At 40.1% G+C, this 23,724-nt stretch carries 25 protein-coding genes; 9 read left to right on the forward strand and 16 right to left on the reverse strand.

Annotated elements, in window-relative coordinates; genetic code table 11:
- Positions 1 to 49: 49 nt before the first annotated feature.
- Together GN217_RS10460 and GN217_RS10465 are read right to left on the reverse strand one after the other, a co-directional pair.
- Positions 50 to 1,405 (reverse strand): TldD/PmbA family protein, encoded by a 1,356-nt coding sequence (locus tag GN217_RS10460; RefSeq protein ID WP_156856628.1) that lies wholly within the window; start codon positions 1,403 to 1,405, stop codon positions 50 to 52.
- Positions 1,406 to 2,800 carry a TldD/PmbA family protein gene (locus GN217_RS10465; protein ID WP_156856629.1) on the reverse strand — a complete coding sequence of 465 codons (1,395 nt, stop codon included), beginning with the start codon at positions 2,798 to 2,800 and terminating at the stop codon, positions 1,406 to 1,408.
- 272 nt (positions 2,801 to 3,072) lie between these two features.
- Between GN217_RS10465 and GN217_RS18700 the strand changes: the two genes are divergently transcribed.
- The 3 genes from GN217_RS18700 (at position 3,073) to GN217_RS10475 (ending at position 5,829) form a co-directional block, all read left to right on the forward strand.
- Entirely contained in the window at positions 3,073 to 3,171 is a 99-nt protein-coding gene (locus GN217_RS18700; protein ID WP_198042633.1) for a putative holin-like toxin, read from the forward strand.
- A gap of 635 nt (positions 3,172 to 3,806) precedes the next feature.
- Positions 3,807 to 4,475 (forward strand): hypothetical protein, encoded by a 669-nt coding sequence (locus tag GN217_RS10470; RefSeq protein WP_156856630.1) that lies wholly within the window; start codon positions 3,807 to 3,809, stop codon positions 4,473 to 4,475.
- A gap of 349 nt (positions 4,476 to 4,824) precedes the next feature.
- Positions 4,825 to 5,829, forward strand: a complete 1,005-nt coding sequence (locus GN217_RS10475) for an LLM class flavin-dependent oxidoreductase (protein WP_156856681.1) — start codon at positions 4,825 to 4,827, stop codon at positions 5,827 to 5,829.
- A 443-nt stretch (positions 5,830 to 6,272) separates the two neighbouring features.
- Here the strand turns inward: GN217_RS10475 and GN217_RS10480 are convergent, their stop codons facing one another.
- The 8 genes from GN217_RS10480 to GN217_RS10515 all read right to left on the reverse strand — a co-directional run bounded on the left by GN217_RS10480 (position 6,273) and on the right by GN217_RS10515 (position 11,567).
- On the reverse strand, positions 6,273 to 6,941 hold the full coding sequence (locus GN217_RS10480) for a hypothetical protein (protein ID WP_156856631.1): 669 nt from the start codon (positions 6,939 to 6,941) through the stop codon (positions 6,273 to 6,275).
- Between the two features lie 76 nt (positions 6,942 to 7,017).
- Entirely contained in the window at positions 7,018 to 8,901 is a 1,884-nt protein-coding gene (locus GN217_RS10485) for an ABC-F family ATP-binding cassette domain-containing protein (RefSeq protein ID WP_156856632.1), read from the reverse strand.
- Between the two features lie 12 nt (positions 8,902 to 8,913).
- Positions 8,914 to 9,099, reverse strand: coding sequence for a hypothetical protein (locus tag GN217_RS10490; protein ID WP_156856633.1), 186 nt, complete (start codon positions 9,097 to 9,099; stop codon positions 8,914 to 8,916).
- 129 nt (positions 9,100 to 9,228) lie between these two features.
- On the reverse strand, positions 9,229 to 9,507 hold the full coding sequence (locus GN217_RS10495; RefSeq protein ID WP_156856634.1) for a GNAT family N-acetyltransferase: 279 nt from the start codon (positions 9,505 to 9,507) through the stop codon (positions 9,229 to 9,231).
- A 340-nt stretch (positions 9,508 to 9,847) separates the two neighbouring features.
- Positions 9,848 to 10,654 (reverse strand): hypothetical protein, encoded by an 807-nt coding sequence (locus GN217_RS10500; protein WP_156856635.1) that lies wholly within the window; start codon positions 10,652 to 10,654, stop codon positions 9,848 to 9,850.
- A 19-nt stretch (positions 10,655 to 10,673) separates the two neighbouring features.
- A complete protein-coding gene (locus tag GN217_RS10505) occupies positions 10,674 to 10,937 on the reverse strand; it encodes a hypothetical protein (protein ID WP_156856636.1) in 264 nt (87 codons plus the stop codon).
- 110 nt (positions 10,938 to 11,047) lie between these two features.
- Complete coding sequence (locus tag GN217_RS10510; protein WP_156856637.1) at positions 11,048 to 11,278, reverse strand: hypothetical protein; 231 nt, start codon at positions 11,276 to 11,278, stop codon at positions 11,048 to 11,050.
- Between the two features lie 25 nt (positions 11,279 to 11,303).
- Positions 11,304 to 11,567, reverse strand: a complete 264-nt coding sequence (locus GN217_RS10515; RefSeq protein WP_156856638.1) for a family 1 glycosylhydrolase — start codon at positions 11,565 to 11,567, stop codon at positions 11,304 to 11,306.
- 283 nt (positions 11,568 to 11,850) lie between these two features.
- Between GN217_RS10515 and GN217_RS10520 the strand changes: the two genes are divergently transcribed.
- The 5 genes from GN217_RS10520 to GN217_RS10540 all read left to right on the forward strand — a co-directional run bounded on the left by GN217_RS10520 (position 11,851) and on the right by GN217_RS10540 (position 15,628).
- Positions 11,851 to 12,249, forward strand: a complete 399-nt coding sequence (locus GN217_RS10520) for an SLAP domain-containing protein (protein ID WP_156856639.1) — start codon at positions 11,851 to 11,853, stop codon at positions 12,247 to 12,249.
- Between the two features lie 80 nt (positions 12,250 to 12,329).
- On the forward strand, positions 12,330 to 13,223 hold the full coding sequence (locus GN217_RS10525; protein ID WP_156856640.1) for a fructose bisphosphate aldolase: 894 nt from the start codon (positions 12,330 to 12,332) through the stop codon (positions 13,221 to 13,223).
- A 407-nt stretch (positions 13,224 to 13,630) separates the two neighbouring features.
- Entirely contained in the window at positions 13,631 to 14,005 is a 375-nt protein-coding gene (locus tag GN217_RS10530; protein ID WP_156856641.1) for a GntR family transcriptional regulator, read from the forward strand.
- Positions 14,005 to 14,880, forward strand: a complete 876-nt coding sequence (locus GN217_RS10535) for an ATP-binding cassette domain-containing protein (protein WP_156856642.1) — start codon at positions 14,005 to 14,007, stop codon at positions 14,878 to 14,880. Before GN217_RS10530 ends, GN217_RS10535 begins: the two co-directional genes overlap by 1 nt.
- A complete protein-coding gene (locus GN217_RS10540; protein ID WP_156856643.1) occupies positions 14,873 to 15,628 on the forward strand; it encodes a hypothetical protein in 756 nt (251 codons plus the stop codon). The genes GN217_RS10535 and GN217_RS10540 overlap by 8 nt, the downstream gene beginning before the upstream one ends.
- 23 nt (positions 15,629 to 15,651) lie before the next feature.
- Here the strand turns inward: GN217_RS10540 and GN217_RS10545 are convergent, their stop codons facing one another.
- Positions 15,652 to 17,016, reverse strand: a complete 1,365-nt coding sequence (locus GN217_RS10545) for an MATE family efflux transporter (RefSeq protein WP_156856644.1) — start codon at positions 17,014 to 17,016, stop codon at positions 15,652 to 15,654.
- 588 nt (positions 17,017 to 17,604) lie between these two features.
- Between GN217_RS10545 and GN217_RS10550 the strand changes: the two genes are divergently transcribed.
- Entirely contained in the window at positions 17,605 to 17,790 is a 186-nt protein-coding gene (locus tag GN217_RS10550; protein WP_156856645.1) for a type Z 30S ribosomal protein S14, read from the forward strand.
- Between the two features lie 441 nt (positions 17,791 to 18,231).
- Here the strand turns inward: GN217_RS10550 and GN217_RS10555 are convergent, their stop codons facing one another.
- The 5 genes from GN217_RS10555 to GN217_RS10575 all read right to left on the reverse strand — a co-directional run bounded on the left by GN217_RS10555 (position 18,232) and on the right by GN217_RS10575 (position 23,612).
- Positions 18,232 to 19,626: an amidase gene (locus tag GN217_RS10555; RefSeq protein ID WP_156856646.1), complete on the reverse strand. Its 1,395-nt coding sequence runs from the start codon at positions 19,624 to 19,626 to the stop codon at positions 18,232 to 18,234.
- Positions 19,623 to 19,808 carry a hypothetical protein gene (locus GN217_RS10560; RefSeq protein ID WP_156856647.1) on the reverse strand — a complete coding sequence of 62 codons (186 nt, stop codon included), beginning with the start codon at positions 19,806 to 19,808 and terminating at the stop codon, positions 19,623 to 19,625. Before GN217_RS10560 ends, GN217_RS10555 begins: the two co-directional genes overlap by 4 nt.
- Before the next feature lie 136 nt (positions 19,809 to 19,944).
- On the reverse strand, positions 19,945 to 21,660 hold the full coding sequence (locus tag GN217_RS10565) for a sulfate adenylyltransferase (protein WP_198042634.1): 1,716 nt from the start codon (positions 21,658 to 21,660) through the stop codon (positions 19,945 to 19,947).
- Positions 21,661 to 21,726: 66 nt separating this feature from the next.
- On the reverse strand, positions 21,727 to 23,262 hold the full coding sequence (locus tag GN217_RS10570) for a solute symporter family protein (protein ID WP_156856648.1): 1,536 nt from the start codon (positions 23,260 to 23,262) through the stop codon (positions 21,727 to 21,729).
- Complete coding sequence (locus tag GN217_RS10575) at positions 23,262 to 23,612, reverse strand: DUF485 domain-containing protein (protein ID WP_156856649.1); 351 nt, start codon at positions 23,610 to 23,612, stop codon at positions 23,262 to 23,264. The genes GN217_RS10570 and GN217_RS10575 overlap by 1 nt, the downstream gene beginning before the upstream one ends.
- Positions 23,613 to 23,724 lie beyond the last annotated feature (112 nt).

Genomic DNA, 23,724 nt, shown 5'->3' on the forward strand with positions numbered 1-23,724 from the left:
CGTCCGTACTTCAGCATCGTATGGAACGGTCATTTTCCCTCTTCACATCTTAATCAAACGTAACTGCCAAGCCCTTAAGTTTAAGGGACGGGGATCCAATATAACCATAACTACTCATTGGTGAAAATTCAAGATCCGCCCCGACCTCTTCAATATCTTGTAAAACTTCAAAAAAGTTTCCAGCAGCCGTCATAAGTGTCGTTGGGCCAACGATTTTTCCGTTCTTTACATAAAATCCATTAGCTGCAAGGGAGAAATCACCTGAAATTGGATCGGCCCCGGAATGGAGTCCGGATAAATCAGTTATGATGATACCTTCTTCCAGACTTCCATATAACGTTTCATACGTTTTTTCCGTTGGCACGACATACAAGTTCGATGGACTGACACCAATCGTTTCTTTATAAGATGATTTATATCCATGCCCTGTAGAATTAACTCCATCTTTCTTTGCAGTTTTTAAATTATGGAAAAAGGATATCAGTTTCCCATTCTCTACTAAGTTCAACTCATTTGTTGGCACACCTTCTGAATCAAAGTTTCCACTATGCGTTCCCTCTGGTAAAAAGGGATTATCCAATAATGTAACTTGTTCTGATGCTATTTTTTCATCCAACTTTCCTTTTAATCTTGATTGCCCCTTTTGAACCGCTTCAGCAGAGAAAGAAGATACAAAGGTTGCGACAAGTGAAGCCGCAGCAGTATTTTTTAGAATGACTGGATAGTTTTTATTAGGATAAGCCTGTTCACCAAGCTGGCTTAAGCTCTTTTCAACTGCTTCTTTCGCTATTTTTTCGGCATCCAGTGCAGCAAAGTCCTTCGTTATTTTAAAATACAAATCAGACTTAATTTCCTCTCCCTCTTTTACGACGACAGAAAAGATGACGGATAAGAAATTATTTCGATCATTTAGCGTTAATCCTTTATTATTAAACAAACCTTTTTCAATAGATTTATCCTGTATCGCTGCGTAATTCGTTTGAGAAACCCGGGGATCATAGGCATAAATTTTCTTTTCGACTTCTTTTAGGAATGCAATTTTTTCTTCTGCTGTTACATGTTGTAATTCTGCAGAGTAATAATCTGTCTCTTGGTAATCTGCACCTTCACCTGTAAAAAGTTCTTCGGGCTCATCTTCTAGTAATGGCGCAATTTTCTGAATACTTTTTAGTAAAAAGGCAATAGAATCCCCATCCAGTTTCTCCGTATAGGCATAACCCATCTGCCCGTTGTAGAGCCCACGCACAGAAACACCGTTTACAGTCGATGATTCATACCCGTCTATTTCACCTTTAAAGATTTTCACAGAGAATTTTTCCTGTTTCTCATAATATAATTCTAAATCTGTAAACCCTAATTTTTCACCTTCTGTAAAAAGCTGCTTGCGAAATGTTGTTAAATCCATTTAGTTTGCCTCCCTTCCACCGACAGTAATCTCACTTACGCGTAGCATGGGCTGGCCAACATTAACTGGAATACTTCCGCTTGATGCACCGCACATCCCGGCACCATGGCCTAAGTTATTGCCAACCATATCTACCTTTTGAATCGTTTTTGCCCCATTTCCAACCAAGGTCGCTCCACGTATTGGCTTGTCGATTTTTCCGTTTTTCACCATATATGCTTCATTTACAGCAAAGTTATAATCACCTGTTGCTGGATTGACCGAACCGCCACCCATATATTTCGCATAGATGCCATGCTCCGTATTTGCAATGATTTCTTCAGGTGTAGACTCTCCTGGAGCGATATACGTATTCGTCATTCGAGATGTTGGAGCGAATTTATAAGATTCCCTCCGTCCCGAACCGGTCGATTCTGCTTCCATTCTTCTGCCATTGAATTTATCAATCATATACCCTTTTAAAATTCCATTTTCAATCAGTACATTCTTTCTTGCCCTTTCTCCCTCATCATCGATATTAATGGATCCCCATTCATTCGGTATCGTACCATCATCAATATATGTAACAAGGTCTGAGGCAACTTTCTCACCAATCTTACCTGCAAAAACCGAATTATTTTTCGCAACAGCTTCCGCCTCTAGTCCATGACCGCATGCTTCATGGAAAATAACCCCGCCAAATTCATTATCGATAACTACCGGGAATTTCCCGCTTGGTGCAGGGTCTGCATGAAGCATTGTGACGGCTATCCGGGCCGCTTCTTTTGCATAATGATTAAGATCCAGTCCTTCGATGAATTCAAACCCTTGATATGCACCCGGCCCATAAAATCCTGTCTGCATGTCAGTTCCGTCCGATGCAACAGCTGCAATCGCCATCCTGCTTCGTACTCGTTTGTCTTCTACAAAAGTTCCTTCTGAATTTGCGATTAATACATGTTGTTCTTCGTCGATCAACCTGATAATTGCCTGAGCGATAGCTGAATCGTAACTGGTTACAATTTCACTTGCATCCCTTAATACAGCTAATTTACGGTTTTTCTCCACACTGTTCGGCATCAACTGAATCGGATGCGCTGTTTCAAACGATTGTTTTTCCAGTGGTAATATTATGTCCTTTTTACTGTTCGCTCCTTGAAGCGCTTTTGCTGCCGTTTTTGCAGCCTTTACAAGCCCTTCCTCGGAATAGTCGTTTGTATATGCATAGACACTCTGAAGCCCTTTAAAAATCCGAATCCCCACACCAAAATCACGTCCAGCTAAGCTTTTTTCTAATTTCCCGCCTTGATGATGCATGTTATTCGTAAAGCGATCTTCCACAAATACTTCAGAAAAGTCTCCACCCGTTGTAAGTGCGGCAGAAAGTACATTTTCAACTAATGTCTTATCAAGCATATGATTCCTCCTTTTTAAACTTTTCTAAAAAATACATACATTTATTATACTGCAATGAATGCTTGACTGGAAAGGGAAATGAAGTTGAATATTTAACGTCTGAAGTTTTTGTTTTAGTTAAAGAAAAACCCTTGAAATAACAGGATTTTCTCGATAGGAAGAAAGATAGTCTAGGGGTATTTATGGTATAATGGAAACTGATATTCATTCAATTGATCAATTTTTTTGATGGACAGGGCGGTTGGAGTTATCCCCGAAAAGGGGGTGATTCTATGACAACATTCCAATCTTTGACGTTAATGATTTCTTTTTCTACAATGATCATTGCGTTAATCGCGGTCGTTGTCGCTATTTTTAACACAAAAAAATAGCCCCCCTGTTCGCCAAATGGGTAAAGGCTATTTTTTCTTTGTATATTAGATAACGCCACTCCCTGTTAAGAGAATGGATATCTACTTGACCACAGTTACAGCTGTGGTCATTTTTTATTATATGTTCTGTTACTATATATAATACCACATTTTTACCCAAAATACACAAACTAATAATTTTGATTGAAAAATATAATAACTAATTTCTGGAGGTCCGCAGTCCCGAAACCTCACGCACCTGCTGAACGGCTGGTGAGCCTCACCTCCTCTGGCAACTGTCAGTTTTATTTTCCCATTCGCATGTTCTTCTTACTTTAATGGGAAAACAACTGAGGGTTATTTTCCTATTAGCGCGCTTACCTTGCTCTAATAAGAAAACAAACGATTCCTATTTTCCCATACGTATGATTATCTTACTTAATTGGGATAGTATCCGTCTGCCGGGTAACTGAACGGTAATCAGGGCACTAAAATAATAGCCGAACAAGATACTTACGTTAGAATGAATTTATATCCTGAAACTTCATGGAAAGATTCTTTATTATTGAAACCAATCCACTCTTTTTTTCGTATTCAAAAGAGAAAGATAACGATCATTATCCTCCAAAGTTGATTGAATACAAGGGGCTGTTACTATGTTGCGTCTATTACGGAATTGGCGTCATCAGCGGAAAATAGGTAAAGTTAAACCTGGTGATGGACACGCTTTAAAAGCCTACCGTTTTTATCATTTGCTTTCCCGGTCACTTTTTTATATTCGCTTAGATGAAGATGATGGGAGTTCTCACACCTATATGGTTGACGTCAATTACTTTAGTGAAGAATCGAAAGCCGATATGTACCGCGATGGTAAACATATCGCTACATCCAAGCTGCCTGCAGCTTTTCCAGTACCTGGGGGATTTATTGAAGTTGCAACGACGACTTATGGACTGAGTCGTATGCATTTTATCCCCGAGGAAGGAAGCGAACAACAGCTTAGTCCGCACCCCGGCTCTACAGAAGGACTCCGGATGAGACTCGATCAGCGTTTTCCAAGAATTAGCAAGACAATTGGAATTCTAGCTATTGTTATTTTGCTCGCATCAATTGTACTTGGGTTACCTCAACTTATCGCCCTTATTACTGAAATTCCCATTGTCCAGGATTATATCGGAACATTCGAATCTCCTATTATTCTACCGGGCTGGTTGAATACGTTCTTAGTTATCTCCGGGGCCTTGGCAGCATTCGAACGTGCTCTCACGCTCCGGAACCATTGGCTAATTGATATAGACACCAATTTATGGGATGACTTCGACTAATCAACATTTGATTTCACCTAAAATATGAAAGCTAATCATCTATAACAAACACCCGTAGTCTTTGAAGTATGTAGCTAGACATCATTATTTAAATAATGAGTTTTGTGTAAACTAAACGAAATGATACTTCCATACGGAATAATTTTGTTTTAGACAGCAAAAAAATATCCGGTCGCGCAATGACCGTAAAACAGGGACGGGTATATGCAGGTTACTCTTAAAGGATCCGAACTATGAAGCCATGTATGACCGTCTGAGAATTTACGGATTGTATGATTTGAGAAATAAAGATGAACTTGTTAGCTTTATTTTAAATGGATAGCCAAAGTATATGGAAAGAAGGATGAAGTTGGTTAAACTAGGAATATTAGATTACGCACAAATTGATGAAGGTAGTAACGCAAAAGAAGCGCTGGAGCAAACAGTCGAACTTGCTCAGTTAGCTGAAAGCTTAGGTTACACCCGTTTTTGGATGGCAGAGCATCACAATGTTCCAGCGTTTGCTGGCAGTTCACCCGAAATGATTATGATGCATTTAGCAAACGCTACAAAGCGTATTCGTCTTGGTTCAGGTGGAGTGATGCTCCCCCATTACAGTCCGTTAAAAGTCGCTGAAAATTTCCGGATTCTTGAAGCATTCCACCCTAACCGTATTGATTTAGGTATTGGCAATACAGTAGGAACGGCTCTCGTCAATCGGGCGATGAATGAAAATAAACGAGAGAAGCTCGACTATGAAGCGAGTATCACAGACATTGCAACGTATTTAACCGATGAAGTAAATAACGATCACCGCTTCCATGGACTCTCAGCCAATCCGGTTATTCCGACTGTTCCAGAAATGTGGCTCTTATCTATGAGTATCCGCACTGCAAAGATAGCTGCAAAGCTTGGAGTAGGGTTCACTTACGGATTTTTCCTCCGTGGTACGGAGCGGCTTGATATCGGGATCAAAGCTGTCGAGACATACCGGCGCGAATTCGCTCCATCCCGATTCATGCAAGAGCCTAAAGTTTCTCTTGCCTCTTTTGTTATTGCAGCAGAAACGGAAAAGATAGCAAATGAATACCGGCAAGCTTTGGACTTATGGTTGCTCGGAAATGACCAGTTCAGCCAGTTTAAACAATTTCCATCTGTTGAAACTGCAAGGAACTACAACTATACAGACGAGGAGAAAGCGAGAATCCAGGCAAACCGCAAACGGATGATAACCGGCAATGTGAAACAAGTGACCGAACAATTAGACGATCTCATCCGTCTATTTCAGGCCGATGAAGTTTTAATCGTACCACTGCTTCCACATATCAAACTCCGCAAAAAAACGATCGAACTACTTGCAGATGCGTATTTATAGTTACAACAAAGGCGGAAGCGCCCTTGCAGGTTAAAAACGCGACGTCCTGTCGCAACACCTGCACTAGCACATCCTGTGCGTCGTAGCAACGTACAAACTGTGCCTCCCAGAACGGGAGGTAGTTCGATGTTGCCCCATACGTGAGCGAACTTAATCGAACTTCCCCTTTACGGAATGAGATAAAGGAAACATGCCCCTTTAGGGGTATGCCGTTGTTGGGCTTTAGCCCGAATTTAAACGGTCCTCCTTTATTTCTGAGTTGATGTTGACTTATCGATTGGAGGAGTGTGAAGTTTGCTAGTTGCTGGGCGCTGGAGCCGGACGTGGCTAGCCCCGGATACCTAAGTTATCACAGCATTTTTATTTTATACTTTCTTATCTTACAAAAAAACGAATAAAAGGCTACTAGCTAGAGCCTTTTATTCGTTCCAATGAGTTGTGTATTAATCCGTACTGTAGCGATAGATGAGTTCGAAGCTTTCTTCGTCTAGCAGTTCTGCAATGTGGACGTGGATTCCATGACCAAAGGTTACTTCTGATTCTGTCACTGCTACAACCATTGCCTTCGTATTATTTCGTTTATCAAGATAAATATCCCCAACATAAGGCTGCAGTGTTACATCTTTCTCAGCTAGATAGGAAATCGACTCATCTTTCAAGCGTTGTTCCTCTGGCACCAGTTCCTTATCATAGTAGGCAATCTCTTGACTCGCTTCACTCTTACCAGGAACGAGCATGACATATTCATGATGCTTTACACCATTATCCTTTGTCGTTGTTACACTGTTTTCATGCACTTCTTCAACTTTTTCAATTTCATTTAATGAATAGTGATCAAATAAGTCTGGTGCAGGCTTCGTAATTAAAATGTAATCACCCGGCTCCGGCTTTTTATACTGATCAATTGTATACCGTTGTCCGTAGAAAATAAATGTATCATTATGTTTTGGTCGATACAATTCGATATCAGCTGCCCTTGTAAGAATTTGCTCCATATCTTTTAGACGATATAAGTGGACGGATTGTCTGAACATCGGCTTAACGGAGTATACTTTATGCAACTCATTTTTATAAAAAACAAACTGTCCCTTACGAACCTGGTATAACTTCATATCCAACCTCCTGATTTTTTAATCAACGCTTATATTTGTACATGATTCACTAGAATCAATGTTTCTAAACCTTTACCTATCTATTTTCAAATGCTTCAACCATTAAAGATAATTCTTCCCAACGTTCCATTTTCTGATCAAGTTCCGCTTGTACATCTTCCTGCTCCGCGAAAAGACGCTGAACTTCTCCTGCATCGCTGCCAGCATCTGCAATCTGTTGTTCCAACTCGGAGACACGTTCCTCTAATCCCATTATATCATCTTCAATCGTTTCCCATTCTTTCTGTTCACGGTAAGTAAGCTTCTTTTGTTTTCTCTCTTCCGCGCTCTGTTTTTCTCGTTGTTTTGGCAACTTTTCTACCGGTTCGGTCTCTCGGACGTTTTCCAAGTATTCACTGTATGTTCCAATATACCGCTCTATTTTTCCAGTATTGTTAAAAACAATTAACCGATCTGCCACCCGATCAAGGAAATAACGATCATGGGAAACCGTAACGACAACACCTGGGAAAGATCTGAGATATTCTTCTAGGACACTTAATGTCTGTGTATCCAAATCATTCGTCGGCTCATCAAGGAATAAGACGTTCGGCTCTTCCATTAAGATTTTGAGTAAATAAAGGCGACGCTTCTCTCCACCAGAAAGTCTCCTAATATACGTATATTGCTCACTGCGGGAAAAGAGGAATCGTTCACACATCTGCTCAGCCGAAATAACGTTACCATCTATCGAATGGACGACTTCAGCTGTCTCCTTAATATAATCGATGACTCGCTGTTCCCCATCCAGTTCCTCGTCACCTTGTGTATAATAACCGATTCTAACTGTTTCCCCTACTTCTACTTTTCCAGCATCAGGCGCAAGACGTCCGGCCATAATGTTAAGCAAGCTTGTCTTCCCGGAACCATTCGGTCCGATGATACCGATTCGGTCTCCAGGGATAATTAGTTCATTGAAATCATTAAGAACTTGTTTATCAACGAAAGATTTTGAAATATTTTCGAGTTCCAATACCTTTTTACCAAGCCGGTGAGAACCAATTTGTACTTCTATTCCCTGTTTTTTCGTGTCGAACTGCTTCTCTTGCAATTCTTCTATTCGTCCTATTCTCGCTTTTTGCTTTGTTGAGCGGGCCCTGGCACCGCGCTTTAGCCAAGCAAGCTCACGGCGGAGGACATTATGATGTTTTGCTTCACTTTCCCGTTCCAGTTCTTCACGTTCCGCTTTCTTCTCCAGAAAAACTTCATAATTTCCTTCATACGAATATAGTTTCCCTTTATCCAATTCAAAAATTCGATTCGTCACCCGATTTAAGAAGTAACGGTCATGCGTTACGAGCAAAAGCGCTCCCGGATAAGTTTGCAAATACTTCTCCAACCACTCTACTGTCAGATGATCCAAATGGTTTGTCGGTTCATCGAGAATCAATAAATCTGCTGGTTGGATTAGCGCTTTCGCTAAAGCGATCCGTTTCTTTTGACCTCCGGAAAGCTCTCCTGTTAATTTATCGAAGTCGGTAATCCCTAATTTCGTTAAAATTGTTTTCGCCTGCGTATTCGCTTCCCAAGCATCTTGTTCATCCATTTGACGCTGCAGTTTCAATAATTTTTCTTGCAGTTTCTCCTGCTCTGGTTCTGCCTGAAGCTCTAGCAGGGCCTGTTCATAGGCCCGGAGCAACTTCATAAGCGCGGATTCCCCGTAATAGATTTGCTCAATCACGGTAAGGTTGGGGTCTAGTTCTGGATCCTGTGCTAAATATTCTATTTCGTAATCTTTCGCATGAGCTATCGTCCCTTTTTCCAAGGATGCAAGCCCAGCAATCGTACGGAGAAGTGTTGATTTTCCAGTTCCATTTACACCAATGAGACCAATTCTTTCAGATGGGGAAATGGTAAAATGGATCGAATCAAAAAGCACTTTATCTCCATACAACTTATATAATTGTTCAGCAGTTAGCATAAAAAATCCTTCCTATTCGGTTTTTTCTTTTCTTACTTTCAACAGGTTTTTGACGACCATTACAATTAAAAACAACAACCATGACGTTACAACATAAAAAATGTTTTTACTTGTACTTGTCATCTCATTATAGAAGAAAAACATTCCAAGCCAAACGACCGCTATCATACCTAACTGCGTAACTAACAGCTTATTCATGATTCAACCTCCGTTCATTACTCTTCCTCTATTAAGTTTATCTCACAAACACGGATATTTCCATTTAAACACACACAAAAGGCAAGCGTCAGCGCTCGCCTCTTTTATATTATTACGATGTCCTATATACTATTGAGCAAGAACATCATGGTATTCTACTGTATCTTCCATTCGTTTCTTGGCAAATACACAAAGGGGTTTAATTTTTTTATTATGCTCACGAGCGTATAAAACGACTTGTTCCAATAATTCCCCAGCAATCCCCTGACCTCTTAACTCATCAGAGACATAAGTATGATCGATGACTACTAATGATCTATTAGATTCCACATATGTTATCTCAGCAAGCGGTGTTTTCACATCTTCGCCTACATAAAACTTATTTCCGGCCTTTTTAATGGTTGTCATTCTTAAATCCTCCTAAACATAAGATCTATTCTATTATAACTCATAATTATTACATTTTGTGAAAACATCAAAAAAATATTTACGGAAATATTACATTGGCTTAATAATGTGCTGCTATACTTATCATAGAATCGGTAGTAAAGTGCTAAATCACGAGATGGAGAATTAACTTAAATGGTGAAATTACTAGTAATACTAATAGGAAAATCCCTCACTAGGTCAAAATCATTAGGACCAAACCTTATTCTCGTCTCTGCCCTATCAGTAAGCAAAAAAACACTATCATACGGGGGGATGTCTACACTCCCCGTATGATAGTGTTGATTGCCTTATATATATTCTACTCTTCCACCGTAACTGTTATGGTTTGCCTAATCACTTTCGAACCATCTTCAGTATCAACAAAATCGCCTGCCAGATTCTGTCCATTCTCCCCATATATCTCTGTAACATGCGGACCATTATTACTATTGGATGGCTCCATTGTAATAATAATATCATATTCAGTTAGATTTTTAATTCTACTGTCTTTTTCTGGGTCTTCAAAATATAGGACTGCCGAGCCATCGGGATTTATATAGCCGGAGCCCTGTATTCCCCATGTAATATAATCGGGAATGGAAGCTCTTGCTTGAATAAACGTTCCATCTATAATATTGCTATTTATTTTTACGGCAACATAATCTCCTTGCTTCTCTATTTCTGGCTCGATCCATACCGTTGCTTCTCCATAATCATCCGGTATTTCCCAGCTTGGTTCCGTAATCGCAAATGTCTGTTCTTCACCCTCATCTAGAGTGACTGTTTGTTGGAAAGATGCCTTTTGATAGGTCTCATCTAATTCTACATAGTTTCGTACAAAGCTCCCACTAAGCTCGTTTAAATAATGATTTTTTATTTCCTCCACATCCTGATTTACAGGCTCAAATTTTACTTCAATATGTAGTATTCCTTCTACGTTATCTGGCAAAGTAGATTCTAATTCAAAGGCTCCACTTTCATTAACTCGAGCTCGATCACTCGTTCCAATTAGTACACCATCCTCTGAATCAACCAAAAGGATAAGTTGTGATTCTGGTAAAAGATTTGTTGTTCCTTTGACAGAAACAACGTTGTTTTCAACATGGATATCCCCTTCAAATTTCACTTCCAAATCACCTTGGTCTTCAAACTTCTTCGGCAGTACGGTATTCCGAATCAGCCATAACCTTCTTATAGGCCACTTGATGGACTCGTTCAACAAAGACAATATTAATAAAAGCCTTCCGAATAATATTGTTACCGGTCATAGGCTCGTCCAGTATATTGTCGGATTCATAGGTATCACGATTCTCGTGGATTTCTTGAGTAAATGAAAAACTCGCTAAACTTTTCTCCAAGTTTTTATTATAAACCATTGGATTTTCTACTGTAGATAGATCAGCCTTCATTTAAACTCCCCCTATTGTATAACCATTATTGGTCATATGAATATTTTGTATCTCGCTTATATTTCCTTGCCGATAAGGAGACATCCCTTTTATAATAGATTTGCAACCTCTCAAGAGGGTGTGTGTTGAGGAATCCGTTTACTTTTGATGGGAAAGCGGATTCCTCTATTACTACTCTTTTTGTATAACATTCTTGATTTTTTTGCGCTAAATTCTTCACCTCTGTGTTCATTAAACGCTTTCACTACCACATTTGTTTTCTCTTCTTTTTCAACATGAAATTTCTTGATAGCCTTTTGTAACCCTTCCTCAATCTTTATGGACAAAGGGCTTCTTGCCAATTCATTATCACCTCCTTAAGTATTATTATACACATTTCAGAAGATTAACACAAACATACGTTCGTAACTTCTGTGTATTTTTGGATAATTCACGGAAACTAAGGAAATCAATTCTTTCCCGATCATGGACTTGTTTATCCTCTGTCAGTTCATCCAACGTTCCGATACCGTTCTCTGTAATCATCAATGGAATCTGATAACGGTCATAAATCTCATTTAATAAGTATCGGAAACCTATCGGATCAATCTCCCAATCCCATCTTGTTTTAGGTGTAAACGGATTAGTCATTCCTTCAAATAGCCCTGGAATAATTAGATAAAATGAAGGAGAACGCTATTTTCACCGTTCTCCAACGCATGATATAATTAATTTTCTATATTCACAAGCTACTCTATTGCTTCCATTTCAGCATACCTTATTTGATGTGCCCGCTAACAGAATCTCTTCCAATCTAGCCCAACCATCTCTCCTTCCTTTATCGCACTAGCTTTAATTTTCATTGACAATGCATACTTATTAGTTCCTCTCCACTCCTTTTTTTGTTAGGTTAAGTATAGGAGGAGATGTTTACATGCAACAACTTATATTTGAAGCAGCTTGGGATAAGACGATTGCTCCGATTGATAGGGATAATATTACGTCTCTATTCCGAAAGACAACGAATGAAAATAAAGAAAATGTGGAAATTATACCGATTAGGCAAGCAATTAATCATAATGAAGATTTACTTGTTATTGTACTCATCCACAACTTTTCGAATGAGGATTTTCCCCTTAGAAATGTTTATGCTTCGTACCTGGAAGCTGATGAATTAATCGCCGAACATGATTTTACCTTTCCGCAGGTGAATATTCAGCGGAAGACGAGCATGCCTTGGACATTCATTTTCCCTAAAGTGAGCTGGCATAGGTCTCCTTCCTTTGAGAATGGCAGGTTGCAAATTGAAAAAGAAAACTTTGCAAACGAGTAAAAGTTTTCAATAATTAATGATACAATAGATAATAGCTGAATATTCTAGCGCTTAATACAAAGGAAAGAGGAGTGGAATGCATGCAGGAAAAACATTTAGAAAGAATTCGAAATGGAAAAGGTTTTATTGCAGCACTTGATCAAAGTGGCGGAAGTACACCGAAGGCCTTGAAAAATTATGGCATAGCAGAAGACGCGTACGATAATGAAGAGCAGATGTTCGATCTTGTTCACGACATGCGCACCCGGATTATAACTTCACCAGCCTTTAACTCTGAACGTATCCTTGGCGCCATATTATTTGAACAGACGATGGACCGTCACATTGAAGGGAAGTATACCGCTGACTATTTAGCAGAAGAGAAGGGAATCGTTCCCTTTCTAAAAGTGGACAAAGGTCTTGCAGATGAAGCAGAAGGAGTCCAGCTCATGAAGCCTATTACAGACCTGGATGAATTACTGCAACGAGCAAATGAGCGGAATATTTTCGGTACGAAGATGCGCTCTGTCATTAAGCAAGCAAACGCGCAAGGTATCCAAAAAATCGTTAAACAGCAATTCGATATCGGTAAAGACATTCTTGCTGCTGGATTAGTTCCAATTATTGAGCCTGAAGTAGATATTTTCAGTGAAGACAAATCACAATCAGAGGAGATTTTGAAAGAAGAATTATTGAAGCAACTAAATGAGTTAGCTGATGGACAAGACGTTATGCTGAAACTCTCAATCCCGACTGTAGCTAATCTCTATAAAGAAGTTGTTGACCATCCACGAGTCATCCGTATTGTCGCTTTATCTGGAGGTTACCCACTCGTTGAGGCGAATGAGAAACTGAAAGAGAATGAGGGTATCATCGCAAGCTTCTCAAGAGCTCTCACGCAGAACCTCAATGTCAATCAAAGTGATGAAAGCTTTAACCAAACTTTAGACGATGCAGTGGAAACAATTTATGACGCTTCTGTAAATAAAAAATAAAAATTAAAGAGATGAAAATCCTTTCTACTTAAGTGTAGGAAGGATTTTTTTGTTGCATAGGAAAAAAATGCTGTGGATAGCTTGGGAATCCCGCTAGCCACCCCAAGCAAAGCCCAATATAAAGTAGTTCTTGAGTTAGCTTCCATGCCCAATCCTCTTGTCACTTTGCGAGGAGTTTTCTTCACTGAATAAGCTTACATCACGACAAGCAACGAGCAGATCTTTTCGTGGAACGAGTAATCGCAGTCCCAGGCGCCCCGTGAAACGAATCGCGAAGCTTACTGTAAGGGTGTGTCTGCCAATGTTCTTTATTTCAAATAGTTTATTGACATAATAATTAATCGCTGTTATGGTTATACACATGAGTATATAACCATAACAGCGAAGCAATAAAAGGAGGGCTGGCATTGAGACATCTGTTACAGGATGATAAACCAATTTATCTTCAGGTGCGTGAACAAATCGAAGACCAAATTATCAATCGACAATTACAAGCGGGAGATCAGGCCCCTTCCACGAATCAACTTGTGAATTTTTATAAAATTAACCATGCGACGGTATCGAAAGGAATCAATCAACTTGTGGAAGACGGAATTCTTTTTAAGAAAAGAGGGATTGGTATGTTCGTTGCAGAAGGAGCAAGAAAACAGTTGCTTGAAAAAAGGCGGCAAATGTTCGTCGAGGATTATATAGTCACCCTCGTACAAGAGGCCGAGAAGCTGGAAATTACAGAGGAAGAAATTCTAAAGTTTATTAAACAGGTTAAAGGATGTGAGAAATAATGAATATAACGGCAACAAACCTTCATTTCTCTTATGGTCGAGATGAAGTGTTACAAGATATTAATTTTGAGTTGAACGCACCAAAGATATATGGGCTCCTAGGTAGAAATGGTGCTGGAAAAACATCACTTCTTTCCATCATCGGCTCGTTTCGGGAACCATCCTCCGGCAAAATGCTCATTAACGGAGAAGCACCATTTGAAAATGCGGAAATCATGCAGCAGGTTGCTTTCCTGTACAATAAAGATAATAGCGGAGAGACGGATTATGTAAAGACATTGTTGAAAGGTTTACAAATTTATCGTCCCTATTTCGATTATGAATATGCACTTGAATTAGTAAAGAAATTTAAAGTGGATTTAAAGAAAACTTTATCCAAATTGTCCACCGGGAAACAGTCAGCTTTCAATGCGATTGTTGGCCTTGCTAGCAGAACACCGATTACAATCTTTGATGAAGTTTATCTGGGAATGGATGCACCGGCACGAGACTTATTTTATAAAGAGTTGCTAAAGGAACAGGAACGTCATCCACGGATTATGATTCTCTCCACACATCTTGTTTCTGAAATGGATTATCTGTTTGATGAAGTGCTTATTTTAAAAGAAGGTAGACTCCTTCTTCATGAAGCGTATGAAGATTTGCTCTCTCGCGGGGTTAATCTAATCGGCAGCAAAGAAGCAATAGATGCCTTTAGCAAAAATAAGGAAATTGTTCATCATGAACAATTGGGAGATACCCATTCGGTGACTTTATACGGAGAATTTAATGATATGGAGCGGCAACAAGCGAGAGAAAGAGGTCTGCAAGTTCGCAATATCGCTCTGCAAGACTTGTTTATACAGCTGACAAAGGAGGATGAAGATAATGAATAAACCGGTACAAATCCATCAAGCAGCCTTCATCATGTTACAAGCACAGCTTACTTGGACACTTTGGTATATGGGGATTCTGCTACTTGTAAATATTGCTAGGCTGATATTCAGTGCAGACGGGATAGATACCTTTTACAATCATGCCTTCGTTGCTAGTAATGTATATATGCTTGTTATCGGAATCATCACCATTTCGTTTATGCCCTACTTTGTCGAGATGGGAGTCACCCGGAAAAGTTATTTTTATGGGAATGCAATCGCAAGTATCTGCCTTTCCATATTGATTCCGGTTTTTGCTTATGTACTCACTATTTTCGAGAAACTGATATTGGCTAATTTTAAAGAACCGACTTTCAATATCGAATCTGCTGCAGATGGCAATTTCATTGGCGATCTGTTACAAAGCATTTTAATTACGCCTTATGTTGATATGGAGGCGAATGTATTGCTGTCCCTTGCTGTATTTAGTTTAAATATCTTTGCCTTTTATTTAATCGGTTGGTTGATTGGGGCAGCATTTTATCGGCTTGGGGTGATTGGTGGGATTTTATTTATCGCCATCAGCATCGTCCTAATTGCTGCAAAAGACTCCATGCAGCGTATCGCAATGGACTTGCCGTTATTTGAAACCTATGCCTTCTTTGATGCAGTACCAAGCCGGGTTGCCTATATTCTTCTTGTAGTCATCATGTTCATTCCATTAATCCTTATCCGGACATTGACAAAAAGAGCACCGATTAAAATATAAAAAGAGGGATGCTCCCCTCTTTTTTATATTGTCTCTGCTTTTGTTTTAACCAACTTTTTCCTTAACCATGGTTGGGATTTCCAGCGACGGTAGGCAAAAATACCACGGAACCATTCGTCCGCACCTTGCGCAAGCCATACGCCAAGTAAGCCAAGTCCGAAATGAATACCGAATACGTAACTTAGGACAACGGCAAGCCCCCACATGGAGATGACGCCAATTACAACAGGGAAACGAACGTCCCCTACTGATTTTAATGAGCCCATCAAGACCATATTCACCGCCCGGCCAGGCTCGATGAACACAATCGCCCAGAGGACCGGAATCGCAACGGCAATAATCGCCGGGTCACTCGTGAATATACCAAGGAGTCCTTTGCCGGTTAGCGCGATGATAAGCGAAATGACAAGTGACACAGAAACTGCTATCCGCAACGTTTTCAGGCCCCGTTTCAATGTGCGCTCATACATCCCCGCTCCGACATAGCGGGCAATGAGAAGCTGTGTACCTTGAGATATTGCCATCGTAAACATAAAACAAAACATCGATATATTTAAAATATAAACCCGCGCAGCAAGTGCCGCGTCCCCTATGATTGCGACAAAACTTGTAATAACTACTTGCGAGAACTGATAGGATAGTTGTTCTGCAGCAGATGGTATCCCAATTCCCATCAGATTTTTGATGTTTTTCTTATCTATTTTAAAAATATCTTGCAGACTGAATTTAATCGCCAGCCGTTTATATACAAATCCTAACAAAGCAAGAACGAGGAAGATACGAGCCACTATGATTGTAACGGAAACTCCGACAACTCCTGTCACCGGAAGACCGAACAATCCGTGAACCGCAATAAAGTATCCGGTAATACTAATTATATTCATGATAACCGTGACAAACATTGTCTCTCTCGTATATCCGTGACTTCTTAATACAGCACTAAGCGCTAAAGCTACAGCTTCAATACAGAGGGAAAGCCCCGTGATTGCGAGGAAAGAATACGCGTAATCATATACCTCTCCACTTAATCCGTAGAAATTTAAGAATATACCGCCAAATGCAATTACAATAATCGTCATCACGATACCGATCCAGAAATTCAGCCCGAAAGCAGATCTTGCGTAGTCCCTCGCCGTTTTAAGCTGGTTTGCTCCAAGGTTTTGACCAATCAAGATTGTCGCTCCGACTGCTGTCACGTTAAAAAGGATAATAAAGATATTCATAATCTGGTTCGCTACACCGACACCAGCTACCGCCTGGTCAGAGTAACTACTTAATATTAATGTTGCAAGAATGCCCACGCTCATATGAAGAGAGATTTCAATAAAAAGCGGCCACGTAATACTAAATAACGACTGTTCTTGATACTTATTTTTTTCTATATTCAATTGAAATCGTTTCTCCTTCACTATTAAATTTTTCAAATTCCAACATAATAACACAATTCCCAACCAGTAAAAAAGACCGTCCGAAAATCCGTAAAATAAATAAACGAACTCCCGTGACAGCCATCTGCTTCGGTGTTAGTTACTGAAATCTCTCCAGGTGACATTTTATAGCTGATCATTTTCCATTAGAATATTATACCATTGTTAACTCACTTATTTCAATACCTTTTTTCAAAAAATGGAAGGTTAATAGGTTAATCTCTTCTGTTTTTTCACGAATTTTATCACGTATTAACGCTCTGTAATACCCCCGCCTCTAAACAAGAGGGAAAACCAAAAAGGTAAGGAAACCCCCACTAAATGAAGTTTCACTTTATCGGTATAGAACTCTGCAAACTCTGTTTGAAAGTCTACTTTTTGATTACCGCTTTTCCATGTCGTAAAACATTCCTTAATAAGTAAGTTACTACTATAATTGTTTTATTCTTTCATAGCTGGATGATGGCTTTACCACAAATTGGATTCCATATTGAGTAATAAAATATGGTATAATGATTCTCTATTTCAAATATAGAAGGAGAATGCCGCATGGCAAAAAAAGCTTTAGTCGTCAAACAACAAAAGCCTCAAAAGTTTGCAGTTCGCGAATATAGCAGGTGTAAGCATTGCGGCAGACCACACAGTGTTATAAGGAAATTTGATATGTGTCGAATCTGCCTTCGTGAATATGCATATAAAGGTCAAGTACCCGGCTTGAAAAAAGCAAGCTGGTAAATGATAGAGTAAAACGGGGAGCATATGTATGCTCGCCGTTTTTTATAATGGAAAGAAGTGAGTTATTTTCCTATCTTTAGGAAGAGACCAGTCGTTTAAGATCTGAAAAAGCACTTTTTTCCCCGTTATAAAGGAAATTTAAAAACCTGGATAACCTAGAGTTGCGCTGTTTTCCAGATTTCTGCAATTCCTTACTATCTATGATTATCGTCATCTCTGTTATGACGTCTTTCATTTTGATGCCCGAGGTCATTCTCATCTACAAATTCGTTTTGATCTGAAATTTCACGATCATGGTTGTTAGCTTTATTGTGATCTCTCTGATCACTACAACCGAAATTACAGTTATTGTTATCCATGATTCATCCCTCTCTTATATTGGGGAAAACCCTTAACCGCAAAGGTATTCTCCACGATTATGATATCGTCTAAATTAAAATATTAGTCATCTGTAATTTTAATTTGCAATGGATTTACTTGCTCCCAGTTATGCCCTATCTGCAATAATTGTTTCTCCGTAAGATGCGAACCAATAAATTGCATACCCACCGGAAGGCCATATCTATCCAGCCCAATTGGTACAGCCAAAGCGGGAACGCCCGTTAAATTGATTGGAACCGTATAAGGCATGATACGTTTTACCACATCTAGATTCTGTTCGACCCAATTTTCCTTGAATTTCGGAGTCATAATTGGAATCGTTGGACCAAGAAGCATATCAACTTCACCGAATGCTCTTTCAAATGCTTGCACGATGCTTCTTCTTGCTTGCTGTGCTTGAATATATTGTCTTGCCTCTATTAATGAACCGGCTAAGAAGAATGACCGAATATCCGGTGAATAATCCTCTGCATGTGTCTTCAGCCACTGATGGTGAAAGGCTGCTGCTTCTCCACTGACAGTGGCATACCCCGCAAAAGTTGCCATCTCCAGTTCTGGGATTACTACTTCTTTAATTTCTACACCTAAGCTTTTAAGCGTACTTACCGCTTGATGGAATAATTTATCAACATCCTCATCCAAATTTTCCATATAATGTGTTGGAACCCCAATTGTTAATCCCTTTATATTTTTATTCAGATCTTCACTATAATTTGGAACAGGGACGCGTAAACTCGCTGGATCATGTGGATCATACCCCGCCATTACTTGGAGCATCAGTGCCAAATCACCTACTGAACGAGCAATCGGTCCAATTGTATCGAGCGACCAGGCAGTTGGAAAAACCCGGTGTGCACTAACAAGTCCGTGAGTAGGCTTTAAACCATAGACACCACACATAGCTGCAGGTACGCGAATAGATCCAAATGTATCACTTCCAGTGGCGAGGGTCGCAAGCCCGGCTGCTAAAGAAGCGGCTCCTCCTCCACTAGAACCTCCCGGCATATATTCGATATTCCAAGGATTACGGGTCGTACCGAAATATGGATTCGTTCCAGTAGAACCCGCAGCAAGTTCGTGCAAATTTTGTTTTCCAAGCATAACGATTCCTGCCAGAACTAACTTACTCACGACTGTAGCAGTCTCACTCGGATAAAAATTCGCAAACAGCTTTGAACCATCTGTTGTGCGTATTCCCATCGTATATTGATTATCTTTTATTCCCACTGGAATCCCATGCAGTGGTCCAAGATACTCGCCTTTCATAATCTTGTTCTCCGCTTCTCTTGCTTGTTTTAACGCCGTTTCATGTAGAGGGGTTATATAAGTTCGAAGGGTGTCATCAAGCTGGTCGATACGGTCCAACATGATTTTAGTCAATTCAACCGGAGAAAGTTTTCTTTCCTTAAGTAACATTCCAAGATCTTTTGCCGACATATAGTACAGATCATTCATGTTAACAACTCCTTATCGACAACCTGGATTGGTACTTCCATATTTAAATAAGGAGCTTCTACAAGAAAATATTCGGCTTGTTTTACAGTCATTAAAATATCTTGAATAAATGGAATATCGAATTCAATTACCGGCAGTCCTTGTTCTTGCAAACTATTCTTAATATATGATTCGTAAATCATTTCATAACCTCCTCTACAAAGTCGCTATACTATATGAACGCCTATAGATAATGTGCCATACAATTTTTCGATACATGCTGTAAAAAAATTAAAAATCTGCCCATAAGAACATTCTTATGGGCAGTACCAAATAACCTTATTCATCATTTCCCCGATAGCGCGCATATGACAGTGAATTCCAAGTGCGATAATCCAGCTGTTCCTTCTCTATTGGAGTTGACAGATCGTCGAAAATCCTTCGAGCAACCTCCAGTTCTTTTTCCGCTTCCTGTTTATCTTGATACATAAACTCATCTGTTGTGGTATCCGGTGCTTGATCCACTTTCTCTTCCAAGTTCTGCACAACCATTTCCTGATGGCGATGGATTGTTTCCCTTGCCTCCGTCACCCAATCGTCTTGGGCGGAGCGATTCATATCCGTTACATAAGTGAACTCATCATAGATATCCCGATATACTCGGTCCGCGTTCTCCCGTACATCCCGGATGACTCCCACTAAATCAGCAATCGTCAGCTGTTCCGGTTCCAATTCCTCAGCACGCTTAGCACCGCCAAGCCGCTCATGTTTTAAATAAAATGGGAAAATACTCTTAATCGTCTTCCCAACCGGATTGATTGCCATTTGGTTCTCATCCATTCCTTTTGGCTGAATCCCCTGCATCGCAATACGTGCCGATTCCGGTCGGACGATTTCCTTCGGTGGTAACACCCCATACCGCAGTAGTTCACGAATTCCTGTCCCGGAAATGTTAATCCGATATTTCCCTTCATGCGGGCAAGTATACTCAGTTGCAGCACTGTCACAGCGCGTGCAATAGAACACTTCTTGAAAGAGCCGCACATCAATCCCTAATTCCTCTGGTTTAAATGTGTCAAAAATTGTATGGGCTGCATACTTATCATAAAAATCGCCAATCCCAGCATGGTCCCTGCCAATTAATGCATGTGTACAGCCATAATTTTTCATAATTAACGCATGAAGAACCGCCTCGCGGGGACCTGCAAAAATATAAGTTACTCGAAGTGGTGCAAGAATTGTTCTTTCTTTCGGATAATACGTTTCTAAAACACTGCGATATGCAAGCATCCGGAATTCGTGACGGGTATATTCGCGTTTTGCCATTTCGACAAGCGGCTGGACAAATAAACCGTCAAGCTCCTCGAGTGCGTTCCGGTGGATGTATTCATGTCCCCGGTGTAAAGGGTTCGCCCCTGTAATAAATCCTCCGACAGTATTAAACTTCTTCTCCTCATAAAATAGTTTCCATGTATCTTTTGGCTCCATGCGAATTCCTTCAAACGGACCCCAATGTACCCGGCGCAGTAATTGAATCGGACCTCCAAGCGCCGTATCCCCCATTCTCCGGTAAATCGCATCTACACCTGGGTGGCTTCTGTCCGTCGTATCAAATAAATGCAACGCCCGAAATTCACGGTCATATTCAAAGATGTCCTCAATTTTAAGTATTGCTACTGCTTCTTTTGTGTGGTCTGCTAATGCTATTTCATCGCCAATATTCAATGATTTGATAATTTCTTTATTTTTATCTCCAATTGGAGCGAAACTTAGCGGAACCGGCCAGACAACCCCATTACTTAATCTACCTTCAGTAAGTACAGATTTATAATCCTCTTCACCCATAAACCCTTTGTTTGGTGAGAGTACCCCGGTTGCAATCATCTCTAATGTGATAACTGCTTCCAAATCAACGACAATCATCGGTAAATGTTTGGCCCTTTCAACCGCATCTGCTAGCGCTTCCCCTGTCAGTACTTGATTTACTAGCTCACCACCATGTGGTTGTTGCGGATAAGCTGTCATTTTTGTTTGATCCATCACCTTTTGACTCATCAATCTTCCTCCTTATTTATCTCTATCGTAATAGCTTATGAATAGTTAAAAATACTGCCCCTTTATCTAATTCGCATCCCGGTATCCCGTATTCGCTTTAACTTTCACTTCCGCATAACGGGCCGAATTGTATTCTTTTGATAGCAAAGTACCTAGAAAACCGGCAAGAAAACCTAGTGGAACACTGATGATTGCCGGATTATCGATAGGGAATATCGGTTCCCCAACAAACAATGCCGCACCTTCCACAGGTGAAAATACGCTCGGGCTCATTGAAACAAGGATGAGTGCAGAAAGTAAACCGGTCAATAAAGCCGATATGGCACCCGCCGTATTAAAACGTTTCCAATATACCGTGTATAAAATAACCGGCAAGTTAGCACTTGCTGCAATACAGAATGCTAAAGAAACAAGGAATGCGACATTTAAATATTGGGCGCCTAATGCAAGAATTATAGATAGGACGGATACGGCTAACGATGCGTAGCGGGCGGCGAGCATTTGCTCACGATCCGTCACTTTTCCTTTTTTAATAATCTGGCCGTAAATATCATGGGCAAAGGCAGATGCTCCAGATAATACGAGACCTGCAACAACTGCTAAGATGGTTGCAAAGGCTACTGCACTAATAAATGCAAATAAAATATTTCCGCCAATTGCTTGGGCAAGAAGGGGTGCTGCCATATTCCCACCTGGATTCGCTGCAAGAATTGCATCTTGGCCGACAAATGCAGCCGCTCCAAAGCCTAGGAATAAAGTTAAAATATAAAAAAGACCAATCGTCCAAGTTGCCGTAATTACAGAGCTTCTCGCTGTTTTAGCATCTTTCACCGTGAAAAATCGCATTAAAATATGTGGTAAACCTGCAGTTCCAAAAACAAGTGCAATCATTAATGATATTGTGCTTAATGGATCTGTATAAAGCACTCCTGGTTTTAAATAATCTGCCCCATGAGATGTCGCTGTCTTTACAGCTGTGAACATAGACGAAATATTGTAGTTGAAATGGAATAACACTAATAAAGAAATAATAAACATTCCCGCCATCAAAAGGACAGCTTTCGTAATCTGAACCCAGCTCGTTGCAATCATCCCACCGAACAGAACGTAAATCGTCATCATGACACCGACGATTAGCACGGCAATCCAGTAATCGATCCCGAACAGCAGCTGAATCAATGCACCTGCACCGACAAGCTGGGCAATCATATAAAACAGGACAATCGTTATCGTACTAAGTGCTGCCGCCCCTCTGATTTTCTTCGCATCGAACCGGGCATTAATCATATCGGCAATCGTATATTTACCAAGATTTCGCAGCGGCTCTGCAACAAGAAATAGAACGACTAAATAAGCAATAAGGAAACCAATACTATAGAAAAAACCATCAAATCCATTGAGAGCAATCATCCCGGCTATCCCTAGGAAAGAGGCGGCAGAGAGATAATCACCTGCGATTGCCAATCCATTCTGCCATCCAGTCAATCCACCTCCAGCCGTATAGAAATCTCCGGTGCTTTTCGTACGTTTAGCTGCATAGTACGTAATGACAAGTGTTAAAATGACGATAGCGAGAAATAGGATAATAACGGTGGCATCCATCAGCGATTACCCCCTTTATCCAACTGCTCCTTCACTATTTCTTCCGCCATTTCATCAAAGCGATTTGCTTTTTTTACATAAATCATGCTCAGCACCCAAGTCATTATAAATTGCGAAATTGCAAATACCCATACCCAGGATATATCACCGAAGAATGGTGCATTCAGGAATGTTGTATATGACGTAAGTATCGGAAGCGTAAAGTAAAAAACAAGAAAGAAGATCGTCAGCGGAACAATAAATTTCTTTTTTGCATGCATAAAGTTTTTAAACTGCCGACTTTCCTCCACTTTAACAAAATTGATTGGCTCTTCTTGCTTTCTTTCAACAGAAACCGGTTGTGTATTCATCAAAACATCCTCTCTACCCTTATTTTGAAAACGCTTACTAAGAGTATAGAGAGTTTCATAACTTTTGTTGTAAGTTTTTCGTAAACGGTAAGTATTTTGGAGTGAACGGTTC

It is taken from the genome of Oceanobacillus sp. AG, assembly GCF_009746545.1.
GTDB classification, from domain to species: Bacteria; Bacillota; Bacilli; order Bacillales; family Amphibacillaceae; genus Oceanobacillus; species Oceanobacillus indicireducens.